The following is a 19,467-nucleotide window of genomic DNA, read 5'->3' on the forward strand; positions in this document are numbered from 1 at the left end:
CCCATGAGGATGTGATCGACTCAGGACGCTATGTATCAACTGGGATCTTAATCCCCATGTGATTCCTCCCCAAGTCCCCTTATCTCTTTATAACTCGAAGAATTTAACGCTTTTACAAATGGCAAGGATGACCATTGACCAGTTACAAATTTTCCTGGCGGTGGCGCAGTATATGCACTTTACTCGCGCCGCCCAGGAGCTTTACATCACTCAACCTTCTGTAAGTGCTGCCATCCAAAGCCTTGAGGAACAGTATGGAGTGAAAGTGTTTAATCGAATTGGTCGTCGCATTGAACTAACCCTTGCTGGTAAGATGCTACAAGTAGAAGCACAAAAAATCTTGACTCAGGTGGAGTTGACTGAGCGAGGATTGCGAGAATTAAATGACTTGAAACGGGGTGAACTCAAGTTAGGTGCAAGCCAAACTATAGGTAATTACTGGCTGACCCACTTCATTAGCTTATTTAAGCAAGAGTATCCTAACATCTCTGTGGATTGTACATTAGGTAATACTACTGAAATTAGCGAAGGAACGGTTAGAGGATTGTTTGACCTCAGCCTAGTAGAAGGGGAAGTTGAACCATCGGTTTTGGCTTCTCTGGAACAACAAATTGTCGGCGGAGATTCTCTACAAATTGTTGTCGGTCAATCTCATCCTTGGTTTGAACAAATGGTAATTGAGGTAACAGAATTAACAAATACTACCTGGGTAATGCGCGAGAAAGGCTCAGGAACCCGTCAGCAATTTGAGCAAGCACTAAGACAGTGGGGTATTGAACCAACACAGTTAAATGTAATTTTGTCAATGAAAAGTGGTGATATGGTCAAAGCAGCAGTTGAGAGTGGGGTAGGAGCTGCGGCGATTTCCAACCTGATTATTACCAAAGAATTACGTCTTGATCTGCTTCGTTGTATTAAAGTTACAGGTGTTGCGAGAAACACTAATGATCCAGATCCACTCTCACGACCCTTCTTTTTATTAAAGCATCGAGAACGCTTTCAAACCCGTATCTCCCAAGTGTTCGAGCAATTGCTAGTATCGGCTCAATCTGCGGAATAGCTGTGGCTGTCACAACCTCTTTTTATTTTGACGTTGACTGTAACTGAATCTGTACAGGCATTCCCGGAACATCATCCTTCAATGGTACGATTACTAAATACCGACGAGATTGTGCGTCAGCATCACCCTTTACAACCTGTCCAATTAGCCCCAGTGTCGTCACAATTGCTGCGCCAGATGGATTAGTTTGGAACTTTGCCAAGGGTTGTAGTTTACCGTAGGGTTGGCTAGAACGCTCTGTTAATGCCAATTGATACATACTTTTAGGTTGTAGTCCAGTTACTGCTGCTTCTAGTAAATCAATCACGCCCAGGTTGTTAACAGTCACAGTCGTCGCCGGCTTTTTAGCTGATGAACCTGGCACACCCATTACCAAATGAGCCACCATACCAGACTTGCCCAAAGGCTCTAGATTTGCCAATCCATCTCCAGTAGGAACTGCATTAGTCACATAAACCAGTGCTTGCGAAGATTGACCACTGGGAATTGTGGCGATCGCTTTGTTTTTGATAGTATCAATCACAGTCATCTTAGTACCATTTTCTAATGCGACGTAGATACGAGTGCCATCACCATTCGGCCAAAGACCGTGGGGTAACTCACCTGTCGGGATAGTTGCTACCAGTTTGGGAGTATTCGTAGTTGTAAAAACTTTCACCACATTCTCGCCGCCAACTGTAATATATGCGAATTGTCCTTGATGATTTCTGACAATATTGACGTGGTTGGTAATTGCTCCGGTGTCTAAGGTAGCAATGATATTGAATGGGGCTTCTGCATTAAATACTTGAACTTTTCCAGTATCTTTCAATGTGAACCAAACTTGCTTCCCGTCGGGAGTTGCAGCAATATTTGGGCAAAAAGGAGAGGCTTGTTTAACTGTTCCGACAACCTGATGCGATTTTATATCGATAACGTTTGTTTGCGGTGTAAAACTAGAGCAGACAAATCCAAACTTCCCATCGGGACGAAAAATTGTCATCCCAGGGCCATTACCAACAGTGATGCGTTGTTTTTCTTTATAGGTTTGACTGTCTAATACAGAAACATAGTCTTCTCCCCGCACTGTTACCCAAACTTCACTACCATCAGGAGTGAAAAAAGCTTCGTGAGGCGATCGCCCAACATAGGTAATGTGCTTAACTTTATTTGTCTGGGTATCAATAAAGGCTACCGAGTTAGAACCAACGGAAACAACTGCCAAGGTGTGATTGTCAGGCGAAAAACCCATCCCATGCACCAGCAATTGACCAGTATACAGGGGACTCAAATTCTCTGGCGCTGTTTTACCTAAACGAATTACTCCTAGCAGTTTATTGGTTTGGGGATTGTATACAGAAATTGTATTAGAGGTTTGATCGGCTGTGTAAACGCGATCTTGTCCACTAATTGGAATGTCTGGTGTAGATGCGGCATAAGGAACTTGCCCTGCAAAGGCTGGTGCTGTTAAACCTAGTAGAATAGCAGATGTAATTGTGGCGATCGCCCTTTCGGGCGAGGTGCTTTGCGCCATCGCTCGATTTTTCATAAAGATATTTTCAAAACTTATTTTGGTGAAGGCGCGGGTGATTGTGGATGCTTGAGCGTCAGCTGGAGCAATTCAATTTCTGATTGTTGAGTGACGATAATTTCCTGTGCTAGTCGTCGCAGACGAGGGTCAGTTCCATACTGCAATTCAGTTTTTGCCATTTCAATCGCCCCTTGGTGATGTGGAATCATCATGGCTGCAAAGTCGGTATCTGTATTACCAGTCATTTGCACACGCTCCATTGCAGTGTGCATAGAGGTCATCGCTTTACCAAAAGCTTCATTTGCAGGTGTATGATGGTTTGGCATCATTGACGCTACTGGAATGCCAATTGATAAGGAAAGTAGAAAAGGTGCGGAGTTCAAAAAAGACATATTTTCGATTTTTCCTTTATGGCTTAACAATCTTCCAGATTTCTTGAGTAATTTGATAGTTACCAGAGACAGATTTGTAAACTAAGGTATAGTCAACCGGAATTTTAGTTTTGGCATTACTGAATGAAACCAACGCCTTCACCGTCTCTGGTATAGTGCTTTTAACGTTGGTAATAGCAGTTTCCAAAGGTGCTTGGGCTTTGATAAACTTCTGCCATACTGGTTGAATTTTGTCTTTACCTTGATATTTTCCTGCTAGAGGCCCGCCAACCCATTGCAAGGTTGGTGATTCGGCGTACTGGGACATCACTTTTGTTAAATCACCTTGAGCGATCGCGCTCCAATGACTTTGAGGTAAAGTTGTTGTGCTTGCTGTGGGACTATTAGTAGGACTACTAACGATCGTTGGAGATGAAGTTGTGCTTGGTGCAGAACTATATCCTGAATCAGCATTGTTTGGTGATTGATTGGAAGAAGCCACACTAGAGGAAAGAACCAGCACTAGCAACACTGGGAAAACAGCACACTTTGATAAAGCTTGAGTATAAATCATTAAACCAACCTCTCAAATTATGTTTTTTAACGTGCCAAAAGCTATATTAATTTAGGTGAATAATCAGCTTAATTGGGGATGATTTCGCCAATTCTTTGCCACCATAAAAAACCTACTGCCACAGAATAGAGAATCCCGAAATAAAACATGAGACTGAACGTGGAAAGCCATTTACCATATTGTCCTTTCATGGCTTTGTTGGCTCTAGTTTGGACATTCATCTTTACTTGTCCCGACACTTCCATTTCTCGTAAATATTCCCGCAAACAATCAGTGAAACTATTAAACCGCCAAAATAAAACAAAGGCAAACCAGTAAATTGCTAAAGCCACACCGTGGGAAACGATTGGTGGAACAGGTGGATTTTTCGTTTGTAATGAGAAGCCAAATATGGCAAAGCTGATACTGAAAAAGAAAGTTGTTACATTCCACCGAGTCTTAGTGTGTTCTTGTTCCCTTTCCCAAAGCTGTAAATATAGCTCTTCATTACTTAAACCTATCTTGGATGTTTCCGGTTTGAACGGTTCAATCTTGTTCATTTTCCTTGCTCCTGAATAAAATAAATTAGTCGCAAGTTTAGCAAACCCTGTGCTTAAAATTTAACTAGGACATCAATACTTCATCTACATCAGTAGCTTTAATAATTGATTCAGCCGTCTGATTGATGGCATGAATAGTCTCTTCAGGTAAAAATTTAGCTTCAGGACTATGGGGGCTTTTGAAAGTTAACTGTGCGTTAGATTGTTGACAAGCAACCATTGTTTTGATGTGTTCGCCTTCATCATCTCGAACTGCTACATAAACATCATAGAGATTTTCAATTTTTGGGCGACGTTCGCTTATTTGGTGAGAAGTTTGAAATTCATCAAACATATAAAGATCGCCATCGCGGTAGTAATTAATCGCTACTTGCGGTGCTGGCTGAGTTTTAAGTTCTGCCTCATGTTCTTTTAAAAAAATATCGTAAGTGTGATATGCGTGTTCTTCAACTAACTGCGTGAAGTAATAAGCTGAAGTGGGAGAAAGAACGTAAACAAAAATTAAAATCCAGTAGTAAATTATGACACCACTATGAGCAACAAAGCGATCAATCCAATATTTATTACCTCCTAGTGACTCAGCAATGAGTAAGTGATGTAATTCATTCCAAGATTCAGCAAAGTGAATTTTCAGCCAGTCAGACTTTCGCCACCAGCCGAGACTTTCATAAAGGTGAAGAACTGACAGAAAAGCAAAGTAGGGAACTCTTGCTACCGTTTCTAGCACATAAAATCGTGCATATAAACGTTCGCGGTAAAAAGCGTTCAAAACGAATTCTAATAAATTAACTAGTAGTCGAATCATTTTTTGGAACTCCTTTTAGTTGCATCAAGATAAAGGTAAAAATTAAGCTTTATCTTTGGGTAAATTGATTTCGGCTTATGCAAATTAATACACAACAATACAGAGATTGGCTTTAATTGGAATCAACTTTTTACTTTCACTATTTCAGCTTATGTGAATAAATTAATAGAAGCAAACGTTTTTAACTATACAAGCAATAGTTTTAATCTATTGACACTCTGGCTTGATCTAAAACTGTTGCATACTCGAACGTTGAGGAGAATTATAGATGCAATTTAAGGTAACAAAACGCCGTGTACAACTTTCTCTCAAACCTAACCCCAACCCCTTCCCTACTAGCGTTGGGGAGCAAGAATAAAAGCCTTTCAGGAGTGGGGGAGAGGAATGGAAGCGGGGTTATAAGAATAAGTTGCACATCGTCGCATTAACAGAAGAATTATGCATATCTTCAAGAACTGTAGTTTAGTTCTTTTCACCTTCTTGCTTTGAGTAGCTTTCATATCAAACAATAATAGGTTAAAACTATCGTTTAAATAGTTAAGAACGTTTGCTTCTATTATATAAACCACCTAAAGTTAAACCAACCCCCTTAATCCGAGGTTGATATGAAACAAGATATTAGGACAAACAAGAGAGTGCAGATACCACAACTAAATTCAGAGCAAAAGCTCCTGTATCGAAAAATTGTGTTTCTCTTAGCGGCTGGATTTTGTCTAACCCCTTGGGCTTCACCACCAATTGCACTGATGTTGGGGATTCTTTTGGCGCTGACTCACGAGAACCCATTTCATCGAATTAGCCGCCCAGCCGCTAAATATTTACTAGAAGCATCCGTAATTGTACTCGGCTTTGGGATGAACTTAGCGGTTGTTCTCAAGGCAGGTGCAAGCGGTGCTTTGTTTGCTATTGGCAGCATTACAGCAACCTTCATTCTCGGCTATTTTCTAGGGAAATGGTTGAAAATTCCCATCAAAGCCTCTGCTTTAATTTCAGCTGGAACAGCTATTTGCGGTGGGAGTGCGATCGCGGCTGTTAGTTCAGTAATTAACGCAGCCGAAAGCGAGATTTCCGTAGCAATGGGGACGGTCTTTGTACTCAACGCCGTTGCTTTATTCGTATTTCCACCTCTAGGACACGCACTACACTTGACCCAGGCACAATTTGGAACGTGGTCGGGTGTTGCAATTCATGACATTTCCAGTGTAGTTGGTGCAGCATCACATTATGGTCAGAGTGCGCTATACACAGCCACAGCAGTCAAACTTTCCCGCGCACTGTGGATTGTACCTATCTCAGCAGCAGCAAGCTACATATTTCAACGTCAGCAGGCAAAAGCGGGTGAGAGTGTGATCCATAAACCCCAAGTCCCTTGGTTTATTGGCTTCTTTATCCTTGCTTCTGTAGTGCGGACTTTTATACCGGAAGTTGCTTCTTGGTCGCCAGTGGTAACACACGTCTCAGAAGCGGGTTTGACACTAACGCTGTTTCTAATCGGTGCAGGGCTATCGCAACGGATGTTAAAAACGGTTGGTTGGAAACCGATGCTTCAGGGGGTGGTGCTGTGGATATTTATTAGTGCTACTTCGCTTGGTGTCATTCTATTAGTGGTGCATTAGTAACAAATATCCCTCATTACTAGCAATATACTTACATAAGCTTAAACTAAGTATTCCGGGGGAGGTGGATATGAGGCAAAATTTTCATCTTTAACTTTAAAGTTAGAGACACTTCAATCATGGTTTAGTTTGACCGAAAAAGACTTATGATACAGAGCAACTAAATTTATTTATGGGGATTGTTAATTTTGAACTTTGAATTTGTAAGTCTTTCCCCTCTGCCTCTTTTCAATGCCCAATGACCAATAATTAAATCTTGACGAAAACTTTTTAGAGTGTTGTTATACGCAATACTAAGATATTCTTGCTTTCTGCGCCAAGATTGTCATGGTTCAATTCGATGAACAGCTACGCCGCTTAGTTACCGAAGCCTGTGGACATCCATCTGGAAGTCCTCAGCGTCAGAAGCTGCTCACGCAAATTATTCGCTTGACAGCAAGTAGACTCTGGAGGGAAAATACCCCCTACTATCAAGATGCACTACAACAAACTTGGTTGTATTTCTGCCGCAATGTTTGTGAAGGTTTGACAGGTCAAATCTATGACCCCACCTATGGCAGTGTCATCACCTGGCTGAATGCTTACCTAAAACGGAGACTACAAGACTTTTACATTAATCAGAACCGGGAACAAGCTACAACAGTCCCTCTTCGGGTTCGTCAGTATACATCGGGTGGAATAAGTGAAACCATTGATCCTGTAGATAACCTCGCAGCTATGCCCCAAGCACCTCCCATTCTGGAAGACTTGGAGATATGGGTTAAGACAGATTCTCAAGGAGAATTGCGCGGTACTTGCATTAAAGGGCGTCCAGATGTGAATTGTCAGGTGTTAATTCTCAAACGCCTACCCCCGGAAGTTAGCTGGAGAGAATTATCTGAAGAATTTGGGCTGTCAATTCCGACATTAAGCAGTTTTTATCAGCGCCAGTGTCTGCCACGTTTGCGTAAATTCGCTGAATTGGAAGGATTGTTATAAACTGCTTATTCCCCAGTAGGAGGGTAAACACAACTTGTAGTACAACTATAGCGGTTCTCAATTGCATGGAATACAGACCACTCGTAGGGGCACAGCATTGCTGTGCCCCTGCCATGTGTTGCTGCATCCAAACCAGAACTGCTATAGTAGAACGCTCCATTGAAATAGTCGAATATCAAAGACAAACTTGCCAATGCCAGCATTCTAGGTCAGTCGAAACCGAATCAAATAAAAAGCCTATATCACTTGGGAATAGACAAAACCCAATCGCCTAAAAGTTGGTTTACTCTATCAGGTACTTCATCATGGGGACAATGACCTGCTGTTAAGAAATGTTCTGTGAGTTCAGGATAATATTGACGAAATTTTTTGGAACATTCTCTAGCATTTATCCAAGGGTCAGCTTCTCCCCACACACACAACAGAGGAAGGGTTAATTGCTTTAGTAGCACGTCAAATTTTTCCCCTTGAGGAGTGCTAAAGACTGACACAAATACTTCCATTGCACCAGGATCGTAAGCAGGACGATAAATTTCTTCTACCAATTGGTCTGTAATTGCACTTTTGTCAAGATAAACTTTTTCTAGAGTTTGGCGAATTACCCAACGTTGTCGCACGTATTGAAATAACAGAGATTGGGCTAAAGGTTGTTGAAAAATCCACTTAACTGAGTCACTTAGTACTTTCTGTAAAGAAGAGGTTTGTTTAGGTGGCTGAATTTCTGATTGTAAAGCTTCAGGCTCAGATGTCGGTTGGCTTTCGCTAAAAGGTCCGGCACTATTGAGCAAAACTAAACCAGCCGCACTGTCAGGACGTTGTGCTGCAACACACAAGCCAGCATAGCCACCAAGGGAATTACCCGCCAATACTGCTTTTTGACCAATTACTTCACTGATAAAATCATGGAGTTGGTCACGCCATAAGTCGCCACTATACTGTAATTTCGGTTTTGCCGATCGCCCAAATCCCAAAAGGTCGATCGCAAATACTTCAAAATCTTGACACAATCCTGTGATATTCTTGCGCCAGTGGTCTGTGGAAGCACCAAATCCATGTACCAAAAGCAAGGGCGGACGTTGCGATTGTTTTTCTCCCGCACGCACATAGTAAACGTTGTGTCCTCGCCACTGCCAATATTTACCAGGAGTTGGCGCTGTAGTTGCCTGCATAATCAAAAGAAATGTTAAGTAGCTTTTAATAATTGTAAGCTAGTGGGGAGTGAGGAATGGGGAGTGCGTGAGATCAGAGAGCAATGACAAATGACGCAATTTACGATCGCCCAAAGAAACCTCAAAGATTGGTTCTGCTAGGCAAAACCTCTCCCTCTCCGAACTCACGGAGAGGGATGTCCGTCAGCACAGGGTGAGGTTTTGTTTTGTTTTGGGTAATTCGATGACTTGTGTGTACACCGTAGCTCCGAGTCGGAGAGAAACTTGAACTTTAATTCCAGGTAGGGAGAGGTTCGTCGAACTCACGTTAAGTTTACTACCCTACCAACTCCATTTTTAACTACTAACTTGTGATTCAACTACACCCACGGGACAAGATACGTTTGTCCCTCCTAAACCACAATACCCGTTGGGATTTTTAGCGAGGTATTGCTGATGGTAAGGTTCGGCGTAGTAGAACTCAGGTGCATCCAAGATTTCTGTAGTAATCTTGCCATAACCTGCACTGTTGAGAGCTTGCTGATAAGCTGACCGCGATGCTTCTGCTAGCTGCTTTTGACTTTCGGAATATACATAAATTCCCGAACGGTACTGAGTACCAGCATCATTGCCTTGGCGCATTCCTTGGGTGGGATTGTGACTTTCCCAAAAGACTTTGAGCAGTTCGGCATAACTAATCACTTTGGGATCAAACACAACCAACACCACTTCATTGTGGCCGGTTCGTCCACTACAGACCTCTTCATAGGTGGGATTGGGTGTCAACCCAGCAGCATAACCAACTGCGGTAGTGTAAACTCCTTTAAGTTCCCAGAATTTGCGTTCTGCACCCCAAAAACAGCCCAAGCCAAAAATTGCCTTCTCTAATCCATCGGGATAAGGAGGCTTCAGGGGATTCTTGTTGACATAATGAGCAGCCGGTACTGACATAGATTGTGCCCTTCCTGACAAAGCTTCCTCAGAAGTGGGCATAACTTCCTTTTTGCCAAATCCGAATAGTGCCATTGATTTTGACTCTGATATACATCTTTACCTTATTTACTATTCTAAAGATTCTAGCGATCGCTTGGGGTTTTCTCAGAATCCTCGCTGGACTGTATTTACCTTTACATTAGACTTTTACGAACTTTCATCAATGTTATGAATACTTGTGAAGAGAAACTTAGTATCAAAAAATATTCATGGATAAAATACCAAAAATTGACCGTCAAAGGGAGCATCAAGCGAATGAACGTACTTTTCTGGCTTGGCTACACACTTCTATTGCATTGATTAGCTTTGGTTTTGCGATCGCGCGATTTGGTATATTTCTGCGCCAGCTGAATACTGCTATTACTCAACAACAAACACCAGTAAATCCATTATCCAACTCGGAAAATTTGGGTATTGCTTTAGTAATTTTGGGAATTTCTACTATTGCGTTAGCCGCGTGGCGATACAACCAAGTTTTCTGGCAAATTGAACGAAGCGACTATAGACCAAATAGGTTAATGGTTTGGATAATCACCGGAGTAGTAATTGTGTTGGGATTTCTGAGTATTCCTTTGCTCCTATTGCGTGATCAAGTCCCTTCTCGTTCTCCTGTTCCAACTCAACCACAGTCCCGAAATTGGCAAAGATCAACTCCAAACCTCAATGTTAAAAAGGGGACAATTACTACTCTATACAAACAAATATTTTTGTTTTTAAATAGCTAATTAAATAATTGACTTTCTAAAGATATTTATGTATTCCATGCAATTGAGAACCCCTATCAAACTTGAGAGAAGCGGTATAAATCAGTATGATAGAGGATTGGGGGATCTGGTCGCAGTCTTTGGGTTAGTTGCCGAGAGATACATTACGTCTATCGGAAATTAGTTAAATTTGAAATTATAAAAGCTGGTAGCTCCGGGCTGATAACTAAATATGAGTGAAGCCTTATTCTGTATCGAAAATCTGCAAGTTGCCTATCCTGGGCGGAGTGGAGAAGAAGCAAGCTGGGCGGTTGATGATGTATCTTTCACTTTGCAACCAGGTGAAAGAATGGGATTGGTGGGAGAGTCGGGTTGTGGGAAGTCAACTATCGGACGGGCAGTAATGCGTTTACTACCAGCGTCTAGTCGTATTCAGGGACGGGTAACATTTCAAGGACAGTCGGTGTTTGACTTGATGCCTAACCAGTTGCGGAAGTTTCGAGGAGAAGCGATCGCCTTAATTTTTCAAGATCCGATGACACGCCTCGATCCACTGATGACGATTGGTAAGCATTGTATCGAAACCCTTCAGGCGCACTCACCAGAATTATCAAGGCGGGAAGCTAAAGTAAAAGCACTTGCTACCTTGGCAAAGGTGAATATTCCAGCTAGTCGCTGGAATCAGTATCCCCATGAGTTTAGCGGGGGAATGCGCCAACGAGTTGCGATCGCCTTAGCTTTACTCCTTAACCCCAAGTTAATTGTTGCTGATGAACCCACCACCAGTTTAGATGTCACCGTTTCCGCGCAGATATTAAAAGAATTAACTCGCCTGTGCGGTGAAGAAAACATGGGATTGTTGCTGATTTCTCACGATTTAGCAATGGTGGCTGAGTATTGCGATCGCATTGGCGTCATGTACAACGGCAAGATAGTCGAAATGGGTTCTACAGAAACTGTATTTAGACACCCTCAACATGAATACACGCGATCGCTCTTAAAAGCAGCTTTACATATTCAAGCAGTAAATGATGATGGAGAATTGATCATTGTCAATGACTCAGAAAAGCAATTACCGATTATTAATGATAAATCCCCAATTTTGAGTGTTACAGAACTTAAGCAATACTACACCATAGAACCTAACTTGATTGAACGACTCTTTAAGACACAAACGCAGACAATTAAAGCAGTAGATGGGATCAACCTGGATGTTTATCCAGGAGAAATTATCGGCTTAGTCGGGGAATCAGGTTGTGGTAAAAGTACATTATCACGAACAATCTTGCAACTAATTCGTCCCACTAGTGGCAAAGTTGAGTTTTTAGGACAGGATTTAACCAAACTGTCGCGTCAAGAAATTCGCTCCTCACGGCGGCAGATACAAATGGTTTTTCAAGACCCTCATGCTTGTCTCAATCCAGCGATGACAGTGGGAGAAAGTATCGCTGACCCTTTATTTATCCATAATATTGCCGATCCTATTAAGGCAAAAGAACAGGTTTTGTGGATGCTAGAGAAAGTTGGGTTAACACCGCCAAAAGTGTATTATGAGCGTTATCCATCAGATTTGTCTGGTGGACAACAGCAAAGAGTTGCGATCGCTCGTGCTTTGATTACTCACCCTAAACTTCTCATTTGCGATGAACCCGTGAGTATGTTAGACGCCAGCGTGCAGTCGCAAGTGCTGGATTTGATGTTACAATTAAAGAAAGAATTTGAGTTAACTTATCTGTTCATCACTCATGATCTTTGGTTGGCGAGATTTTTGTGCGATCGTATTGCCGTGATGAATGGCGGTAAAATTGTCGAACTCGGTCTGACAAAAAATATTTTTGCTAATCCTCAGCACCCTTATACCAAAACCTTACTAGCTGCTGCTCCCTTACTAGCACGCGCTTAACTAAACAAAGCGAGGAGTTAATAATTCATAACTCCCCACTCCAAACTCCTAACTCCAAACTCCTAACTCCTAACTCCAAACTCCTAACTCCTAACTTTCTTCCCTCCCCTCAAGTAATTTAGTTGTTTCTCCACTCGAACCATATAGCTCAACGAATCTTTTAAACAGCAACGCAGTCTCGTGATTTGAAGTCCTACTTAAGTTGAATAAACGCTCTATATTTTTATCACCTAAAGCTCTTAGATATGGCAAATCTTCAAAGAGTGTCAAACAGGAAGCAAAATGTAATATTATTTGTAATAATGGCTTTGGCCACTCTAGATCACTATAAATGTCTATAAATAGCTGATGTTCTGAATCATTTAAGGGGAAAGCATTAAATATAACAATTATTCTTTTCTGATTATAGACTGGGATACTCAGTTCAATAGTGTAGGGAGTATGTAATATTAAATCCACCTCCACAGTTGGTTGTCGCCACATTCTCAGAGGATTACCTGGCGAATCTAATATTGTTTTAAACTTGATTATCCCACCGCTATTTGTGGTTTGAAAATGGCTAATGTTAATAATTTTAAGATTATTAAGGCTAAATCTATGAACTGTTTCCAAATGTTTTAAGTTCAATAGATGATAGATTTGGCAAATATAAGGGAACGGTAAAATATACTCCTGGCTAATCATGTGAAGCTTTTTTAATTGAAGCTTGTTAGCTTGAGTCCGATCGAGATATTCTTGATATTGACTGGGCGCTAAATCATTGCTATTGAAGCTTTCTTCAGGCTTAAGATATAGCCAACTAACAAAAAAGAAAGAGGCTGTAAATAGCTGAAATATTTCTATGGGAGATAAATAACCATCAGTAAATGCAGCTATGCTTCTATCGGTTATTCCGAAAAGCCAAGATGGAATACCAAATACCCAGATATTACTTTTAATTTTATCTATAAAAAGTGCTATATCAACATTGGAGACATTGCTACCTTTATTTATACTTGATTCATCATTTTTTTTTAAACAATTAGTAAACATAATATTGGGATTTTACTTGATACTAGTAATCCATAAATTTGAGATTTATCTTAATTATAAATACCAAGATATAGTTACAACCTCTATATTTAGGTGTATATACAACTTGCATTTATTCATATCGACTGAAAATAAATTCTCATAAGTCTGGCTAAAAAATTCAAGCCATTGTTTGATGTAATCCTAAATCCTATGTATATCCAGCCATAATAAAATTATTTGTAACTCTTACTCTTATAAGGATTCGACATTGTATTCTCTAATGGATAAATTTAAAGTAACAACTTTGCTAATATATTTCTGCTAGCTGAGATCAAAAATTGAAATTATTTCACCTTTACAAAAGCGGTATATAGATATTTAGACAGGACTTACGCAAAAATAGCCAAAAAGCTTAATTTATCGAACCGCCAACTCTACGAGACGCTTCTCTACGAGAGGTTCCGCCAACGCCAACGCGCAGCGTCTCGTAGAGTTGAGAAGCATTCGTAGAGTGTGCGTAAGTCCTATTAGAGAAAAAAGTTTATTTTTCCTGATATGAGAAAATTTCCTGAGTAATTAATCTAAAAATATTACCCATATAAGTAAATATACGAACGAACTGATATCTGGGCGCTCGTATATAGCGCTTCCTATTCAGATTATATTGCGAGGTGTAAGGGCACGGCAGTGCCTGCCCGTGTACCTCACGTAAACGAGAATCGCTATATCAAAAGGGTATTTATAACTCGTCAGCAAGACAAAATCCTGTTAAACCTCTAGACGTGGGAAATTTTTGTATAACTTCACAGAGAAACGGTATTGAAGCACTAACAATAATTATTTGCAATAATTTCTCTGATGTTGTAAGCTTTTCTAAAATATATTGAATATTTTTATTAATAAGTTTTTACAGGAGGTTTGACACGCTGGTAAGCCTGACTGGAAAAATCAGCTGTAATCAGATATAGCAATTTGGGATTATTCGTTACAAAAATTCTTAATTAGTGAATTGAGAGTTTATTCTATTTACAGGAAAATCAGGATGTCTAAACTACCGGATGTTCTTTGGTTAAATACAAGCCCTAGTTTGCAATACTTTGCTCAACCACTACTTAGTTACCTATCAGATATAGTGAGAATCCAAGAGTGGAAATATCGCCAAAACCAAGATGAAGTAAGTTCACTAGATGCTGCTGTTATTCTGCTTCATGACTACCTCAAATCCTGCGATCGACCTGTTCATTTGATTGGTCATAGTACAGCAGGATTACTAGGTCTACTCTATAGCCGTCGCTATCCAGAAACAGTTAAGTCTTTGACGCTATTAGCAGTGGGTGTTGATCCAGCAGTTGATTGGCAAGCTCATTACTATATTCACCGTCAGTTTTTAAGTCGCCAAAAGCTTTTGACTGATATGGTTTATAACTTGTTTGGTTATCAGGATAAATGCACTCTCAAGAGTCTGACACATCTTCTGGAGCAAGACTTAGATTGTTCGCTCTCTCCTCATTCTCTGTTTGAGAGCGTGAGTATGACTCCAAACAGAGTTTCAGTTCCTTTGATGGTTTGTGGTAGCTTAAACGATATTGTTGTCACACCTGATGCACTGCAAGGATGGCGATCGCATTTCAAGGAAGGCGATCGCCTATGGTCATGTTTTGAAGGGGGGCATTTTTTTCACTTTTCCCAGTATCAGCTTGTAGGAGAACAGCTACTCGACTTCTGGAAGTTTATCCGTGTGTCAGATTCGCTGTATGCCTGTTTGCGACTTTAAGGATTAGATGAGAACATATCTCAAGAAAGATGCGTCGAGTCAAACAATTGTGAGAGGTTAATCGTGTTCTAAATTATTTCAGGAAAGTCTAGAAATGGTTGTAGCTTTAGATGATACCAAGCGGAGCGCGATCGCTACAGAGCTAGCAGATTTGAAAGCTATACAAGAGTTGCTAATTGCTAATGAACAAAAAGTACTACCTGCTGTAAGCAACGATCAAGAAATTAGCAAGCGCCTAAACGACTTTCTCAAAGATGACCAAGAAAATCTCACAGTAATCGAGCAAGTCATTTCTAAATTTGGTGGTGGTTCAGCCCAGCCTAGAGACACTATAGGGCAGTACGTCGAGCAAGTAAACCGTATAATTGATGGGAATGAGTTAACACTGTATCAAAAGGTTTCTATTCACGAAAGGATTAAGCACCAAGCTGTAATGACTGGTTTAATTATCCATAAGGCTGCACAGGTGGTTGGTGATGATGTCAAAGAAGCTATTGGCCCACTCAATCAAGTGAACTTTGAAAATCGTGCCCATCAAGAACAATTGAAAGGTGTGTTGGAAGTGTTGGGTACAAGAGAACTTACAGGTCAAGACCCAGATCAAGGTGTTTGGGCGCGGACTCAAGATGCTGTTGCAGCTTTGAGAGGTGTGTTTGAGGGTTTGACAAAGTAAATAGAACTGAACACCACCTTTACTTATATAGGACTCATATCTGATTTTTGAACAAGATTTCGGATAAAACCCTGATAAAATGGGATTTTCAGTCTCAGTATGTTTTCAGAAATCAAATCGGATTCCTATAGTTGGGTAAGTACTAATTGATAAATAATCCTAATAATCTCTTTTGATTTAAGGAATCCGATCGCGATCGCACTCAGTTTGAGATAAAAACTGAAATGTGATCGCTTTTTTTTAGGAGAATATGTCGGAACTCCAATGAGGTTAAGGGATGGTTAATCAAACATAGCGGAGACTTGTCTGAACCCACTTTATTTAGAGACAATATCTCGAACGCTTAGTGAGGTTCAGGGATGGCTAATCAATATCAAGCTGATGTCTTAGTTGTCGGAGGGGGAACCGGAGGGACTGCGGCTGCTATCCAAGCGGCGCGACGGGGAGCCAAAACCATTCTGGTGAGTGAATTTCCTTGGTTGGGAGGAATGCTGACTTCAGCTGGAGTATCTGCACCCGATGGCAACGAATTAGAAGCTTTTCAAACGGGGTTATGGGGTGCGTTTTTGCAGGAATTGCGACAACGACAGCCTGGAGGATTAGATAATAGCTGGGTAAGCTTTTTTAGTTATCATCCTCGGATTGGGGCAGAGATTTTTGCAGATTGGGTGCAGGAATTGCCAAATCTGCACTGGATTTCTAGACAAGTGCCTTTAGAAGTTTACCGACAAGGTGATTCTATTACTGGTGTCCGCTTTGCTGATTTTGCTGTTACAGCCAAAATTATTCTCGACGCTACAGAATTAGGAGATTTATTGGCTTTAGCTGACATACCTTACCGTTGGGGCTGGGAATTGCAATCTGAGTGGGGAGAACCCAGCGCTCCAGTGACTTTTAACTCTTTAACCCAGAAATATCCAGTGCAAGCGCCCACTTGGGTAGTGATTATGCAAGACTTTGGTGAAGCGCTCGCTTCAGAAATTCCGGCTGCCCCTAACTATAATCCATCCCAGTTTACAGGTGCTTGGGATGGCTATGGCGCAGAGACATTTTTGAATTATGGACGTTTGCCTAATAGCCTGTTTATGATGAATTGGCCAATCTGTGGCAATGACTACGGCCAAGGAGTAGGGCGGCTGATAGAGTCAGATGTATCCAGAGGTGAATTCATCCAAGAATCTCGCTGGCACAGCCAAAATTTTGCCCATTTTATCCAAAAACAGCTTGGTCGTCGCTATGGTTTAGCAGAAAAAGTATTTCCTCACACCCCTACAGCTTTTGCACTGCATCCCTATTACCGGGAAAGCCGCCGCTTAGTGGGGCTAACTACTATCCGAGAACAGGATATTTTGCCGATCGCTGGAGGTAGAGTTGCATCTATATTTAATGATGCGATCGCCCTACAGCCCTTCGGGCATCCTACGGCAGGCGTTTGCGTTCGCGTTGGCGGAGCCTCTGGTAGAGAAGCGTCTTTGACAGGAGAAGCGATCGCCCTTGGTAACTACGCCAATGACCATCATTATCCTGGTGTTCAATTCCCACTGCAACCAAAATCTATCCGTTGGGGCGGACGCTGGACTGGGACTCCCTTTACAATTCCCTACAGTTGTCTAATTCCAGCTACAACAGATGGTTTCTTAGTCTGTGAAAAGAATATTTCTGTCTCGCACATTGCTAATGGCGCCACCAGATTACAACCTGTGGTTATGGGTATTGGTCAAGCTGCGGGGATGGCGGCGGCGATGTGTGTTGAGTTAAACTGCCAGCCGAGGGATTTACCTGTGAGGGCGCTGCAAACCGCTTTATTGGAAGATAATCGCTCAAAAACAGCAATTATTCCTTTATTTAATCTTCCACCCAATCGTTCGGATTGGCGGCACTGGCAACTGTATTACTTAGATAACCCACAAGTCTATCCACTTAGTGGCGATTGCCCTTTCCCATCGGGGAATGAATACCCACACTCCAAGGCATTAATTCGGGAAAGTAACTGTTTCAAAGGCATTTTTTACCGCTTGTCACAGCAGGAATACAGATTCACTGTCACAGCACCAGCCGCATATCAAGGGCAAAATTGGCAGCTTGTGACTTTGCGATCGCATATCGACGAGCAATTACGCGCTTATCCCCACGAACAATTAGTTACATTGTGGGGTCGTCAGAATCACTTTGGTAATTGGTTATTAGTCGAACATTTAAACGGAGGATAAAAAGAGTTTATTTTCAGTAAAACAGAATACTTTTTGATGATTTATCCGGATATTAATCAAAAAGCTAAGTATCAGTGAAGTGGAGAGTTCCAAAATAGACATCTTCTATGCGTGCTGCGATTTCACTTTTAGTATCGAGTCTGGTGTTCGGCCCCTTAGCTTATAACTGCCAAGCAATGGTCAATCACTCATCCTATGGGCTACCTTCCACGCCTGCTTCGGAACAGTGGCTCTCGGCAGCATCTGAACAAAATCCAGATGATGCGCCACGTCATCGCGGTAGTGGGCGCAGAGAAGTAACGCAAAAATTCGGAAATATCTATGCTGTGGTTTAACTACCTTCGGGTAATGCCTCTTTTGCCAAAGAAACCAAAATATCAGAAAACCGGCTGTTGTGCTAACATCTTTTACACAGCTTTTCTGGTAAAGATATATACAGTTGACATCCGAAAATCTTCAGCGATCGCTTAGTATTTCAACTGCAAGCTTTGTATATATAGTTGGCGTCAATCCTGGCGATCAAAACCCAAATCAAATTAAGTGCCTTGATCAACAGCATCACCAACTCTTCAAAAGCTACACAACTGTTGCTTATATTGCTGGGAAGCGCTGCGTCTCAATCCTCAACTGCTCTAGAAATAGATGTTACTTAGGCTATCAGTTAATCTAAAGCACATCTAATTCAAACATTTTGCTTGTTGAGGAAACAGTCTTCAGGCAACTTCACTTTATTCCCCAATAGCTTTTCTTCTCAGATATTCAGTAGCTGGTTATCTAGATCAGCAACTAATTGATCTTCGCTCCGACACCTGTTTAGCGTCCTTTGCCGAAGCATAAAATCCCTTTCGTTTCATCTTGAGCTGATCTAGGGCATGGATTCGCACAAGTAGTGTAGGTTTATTGCACTTGGCAACAAATCTTACTATTCGTGAGTTACTCTTGCACCCTGGTTCCTTCTCCTCGCAGATGGCTCCCGACGAAATAAATATTAAGAAGGATCTGCTAGATCATCTTAGTCATTTTAATTATTTTACACCCAAGGCCAAATGCAATATATTGCATTTGGCCTTTTTAGATGAATTTTACGTGAATAAAAGGTATCCCCTCAAAGATTCGGGGTAGCAGAGAGAAATAAAAAGGTGAGTAAGGTACATAAAACGTCATAGAATATGACACATGACGCAAAAACTTCTTGAGAATGAAAAGTCAGTAGAGAAATTGCTGCAAGCCATCGACCCAAAAAGGATTGCAGACGAATCAATGCATCGGACTATAGAGATATTATTGAACCTCGTAGAGGAATTAAAATGAACTACCTCTAGCTGGCTTCGCCTGAGCTAAAAGTTTCTACACCCTCTAGCTTGTTTTTAGGGAAATTGCTTTGAGATTTCTGACGCTTCTTTTCCCCCAGTTGCCTCATACTTCCTGCCTGTTTGCGGGTGCGTGAGGTAGAGCTAGTAAGATCAGCGCCTACGAGACTGGTTCCCAATCCCGGTAGAGGGTAGGGTCGAGGTGTGCATTACTGCAACACCCCTCCCATCCGAAACCGTGCTTGCGACTTTCACCGCACACGGCTACTCAGTGTGTTAACTATT

The 19,467-nt window shown here is 41.4% G+C and carries 18 protein-coding genes and 1 pseudogene; 11 read left to right on the forward strand and 8 right to left on the reverse strand.

All coding sequences use genetic code 11. The features are described from left to right. The first annotated feature begins 127 nt into the window (after positions 1-127). Positions 128-1,060 (forward strand): LysR substrate-binding domain-containing protein, encoded by a 933-nt coding sequence (locus tag V7K36_RS14300; RefSeq protein WP_335116738.1) that lies wholly within the window; start codon positions 128-130, stop codon positions 1,058-1,060. Positions 1,061-1,082: 22 nt separating this feature from the next. On the opposite strand, the gene V7K36_RS14305 is transcribed toward V7K36_RS14300, so the two are convergent. The 5 genes from V7K36_RS14305 to V7K36_RS14325 form a co-directional block, all read right to left on the reverse strand. Next, the gene (locus V7K36_RS14305; protein ID WP_335116693.1) at positions 1,083-2,588 is read right to left on the reverse strand and encodes a YncE family protein; all 1,506 of its coding nucleotides are present in this window, start codon (positions 2,586-2,588) and stop codon (positions 1,083-1,085) included. Between the two features lie 17 nt (positions 2,589-2,605). Continuing rightward, the gene (gene copM / locus V7K36_RS14310; RefSeq protein WP_335116695.1) at positions 2,606-2,962 is read right to left on the reverse strand and encodes a CopM family metallochaperone; all 357 of its coding nucleotides are present in this window, start codon (positions 2,960-2,962) and stop codon (positions 2,606-2,608) included. Between the two features lie 16 nt (positions 2,963-2,978). Next, complete coding sequence (locus V7K36_RS14315; RefSeq protein WP_335116697.1) at positions 2,979-3,515, reverse strand: hypothetical protein; 537 nt, start codon at positions 3,513-3,515, stop codon at positions 2,979-2,981. A 68-nt stretch (positions 3,516-3,583) separates the two neighbouring features. Next, positions 3,584-4,054, reverse strand: coding sequence for a hypothetical protein (locus V7K36_RS14320; RefSeq protein ID WP_335116699.1), 471 nt, complete (start codon positions 4,052-4,054; stop codon positions 3,584-3,586). A gap of 64 nt (positions 4,055-4,118) precedes the next feature. Then, positions 4,119-4,859, reverse strand: coding sequence for an alternative oxidase (locus tag V7K36_RS14325; RefSeq protein WP_335116701.1), 741 nt, complete (start codon positions 4,857-4,859; stop codon positions 4,119-4,121). Between the two features lie 605 nt (positions 4,860-5,464). Between V7K36_RS14325 and V7K36_RS14330 the strand changes: the two genes are divergently transcribed. Both V7K36_RS14330 and V7K36_RS14335 read left to right on the forward strand, forming a co-directional pair. Next, complete coding sequence (locus tag V7K36_RS14330; RefSeq protein WP_335116703.1) at positions 5,465-6,475, forward strand: YeiH family protein; 1,011 nt, start codon at positions 5,465-5,467, stop codon at positions 6,473-6,475. Between the two features lie 327 nt (positions 6,476-6,802). Beyond that, entirely contained in the window at positions 6,803-7,453 is a 651-nt protein-coding gene (locus V7K36_RS14335) for a sigma-70 family RNA polymerase sigma factor (protein WP_335116705.1), read from the forward strand. Between the two features lie 242 nt (positions 7,454-7,695). Here the strand turns inward: V7K36_RS14335 and V7K36_RS14340 are convergent, their stop codons facing one another. Next, a complete protein-coding gene (locus V7K36_RS14340; RefSeq protein ID WP_335116707.1) occupies positions 7,696-8,622 on the reverse strand; it encodes an alpha/beta fold hydrolase in 927 nt (308 codons plus the stop codon). 336 nt (positions 8,623-8,958) lie between these two features. Further along, entirely contained in the window at positions 8,959-9,627 is a 669-nt protein-coding gene (msrA, locus tag V7K36_RS14345) for a peptide-methionine (S)-S-oxide reductase MsrA (RefSeq protein ID WP_335116709.1), read from the reverse strand. Positions 9,628-9,803: 176 nt separating this feature from the next. On the opposite strand from msrA, the pseudogene V7K36_RS14350 reads away from it, so the two are divergent. Both V7K36_RS14350 and V7K36_RS14355 read left to right on the forward strand, forming a co-directional pair. Continuing rightward, positions 9,804-10,232: pseudogene (locus tag V7K36_RS14350) on the forward strand (YidH family protein); the annotation flags it as partial. Between the two features lie 298 nt (positions 10,233-10,530). Continuing rightward, complete coding sequence (locus tag V7K36_RS14355; RefSeq protein WP_335116711.1) at positions 10,531-12,201, forward strand: ABC transporter ATP-binding protein; 1,671 nt, start codon at positions 10,531-10,533, stop codon at positions 12,199-12,201. 90 nt (positions 12,202-12,291) lie between these two features. On the opposite strand, the gene V7K36_RS14360 is transcribed toward V7K36_RS14355, so the two are convergent. Then, positions 12,292-13,233, reverse strand: coding sequence for a hypothetical protein (locus tag V7K36_RS14360; RefSeq protein ID WP_335116713.1), 942 nt, complete (start codon positions 13,231-13,233; stop codon positions 12,292-12,294). A 1,024-nt stretch (positions 13,234-14,257) separates the two neighbouring features. Here V7K36_RS14360 and V7K36_RS14365 point away from each other — a divergent pair. The 6 genes from V7K36_RS14365 to V7K36_RS14390 all read left to right on the forward strand — a co-directional run bounded on the left by V7K36_RS14365 (position 14,258) and on the right by V7K36_RS14390 (position 19,183). Further along, on the forward strand, positions 14,258-14,989 hold the full coding sequence (locus V7K36_RS14365) for an alpha/beta fold hydrolase (protein WP_335116716.1): 732 nt from the start codon (positions 14,258-14,260) through the stop codon (positions 14,987-14,989). A gap of 94 nt (positions 14,990-15,083) precedes the next feature. After that, positions 15,084-15,662: a hemerythrin HHE cation-binding protein gene (locus V7K36_RS14370; RefSeq protein WP_335116718.1), complete on the forward strand. Its 579-nt coding sequence runs from the start codon at positions 15,084-15,086 to the stop codon at positions 15,660-15,662. Positions 15,663-16,021: 359 nt separating this feature from the next. Continuing rightward, positions 16,022-17,872, forward strand: coding sequence for an FAD-dependent oxidoreductase (locus V7K36_RS14375; RefSeq protein ID WP_335116720.1), 1,851 nt, complete (start codon positions 16,022-16,024; stop codon positions 17,870-17,872). A gap of 107 nt (positions 17,873-17,979) precedes the next feature. After that, positions 17,980-18,207, forward strand: coding sequence for a heterocyst-inhibiting protein PatX (patX, locus tag V7K36_RS14380; protein WP_334944622.1), 228 nt, complete (start codon positions 17,980-17,982; stop codon positions 18,205-18,207). Beyond that, positions 18,194-18,343 (forward strand): hypothetical protein, encoded by a 150-nt coding sequence (locus V7K36_RS14385; protein ID WP_335116722.1) that lies wholly within the window; start codon positions 18,194-18,196, stop codon positions 18,341-18,343. Before patX ends, V7K36_RS14385 begins: the two co-directional genes overlap by 14 nt. Positions 18,344-19,048: 705 nt before the next feature. Then, positions 19,049-19,183 (forward strand): hypothetical protein, encoded by a 135-nt coding sequence (locus tag V7K36_RS14390; protein ID WP_335116724.1) that lies wholly within the window; start codon positions 19,049-19,051, stop codon positions 19,181-19,183. Positions 19,184-19,467: the final 284 nt, after the last annotated feature.

It is taken from the genome of Nostoc sp. (genome assembly GCF_036919555.1).
Classification (GTDB): Bacteria; Cyanobacteriota; Cyanobacteriia; order Cyanobacteriales; family Nostocaceae; genus Nostoc.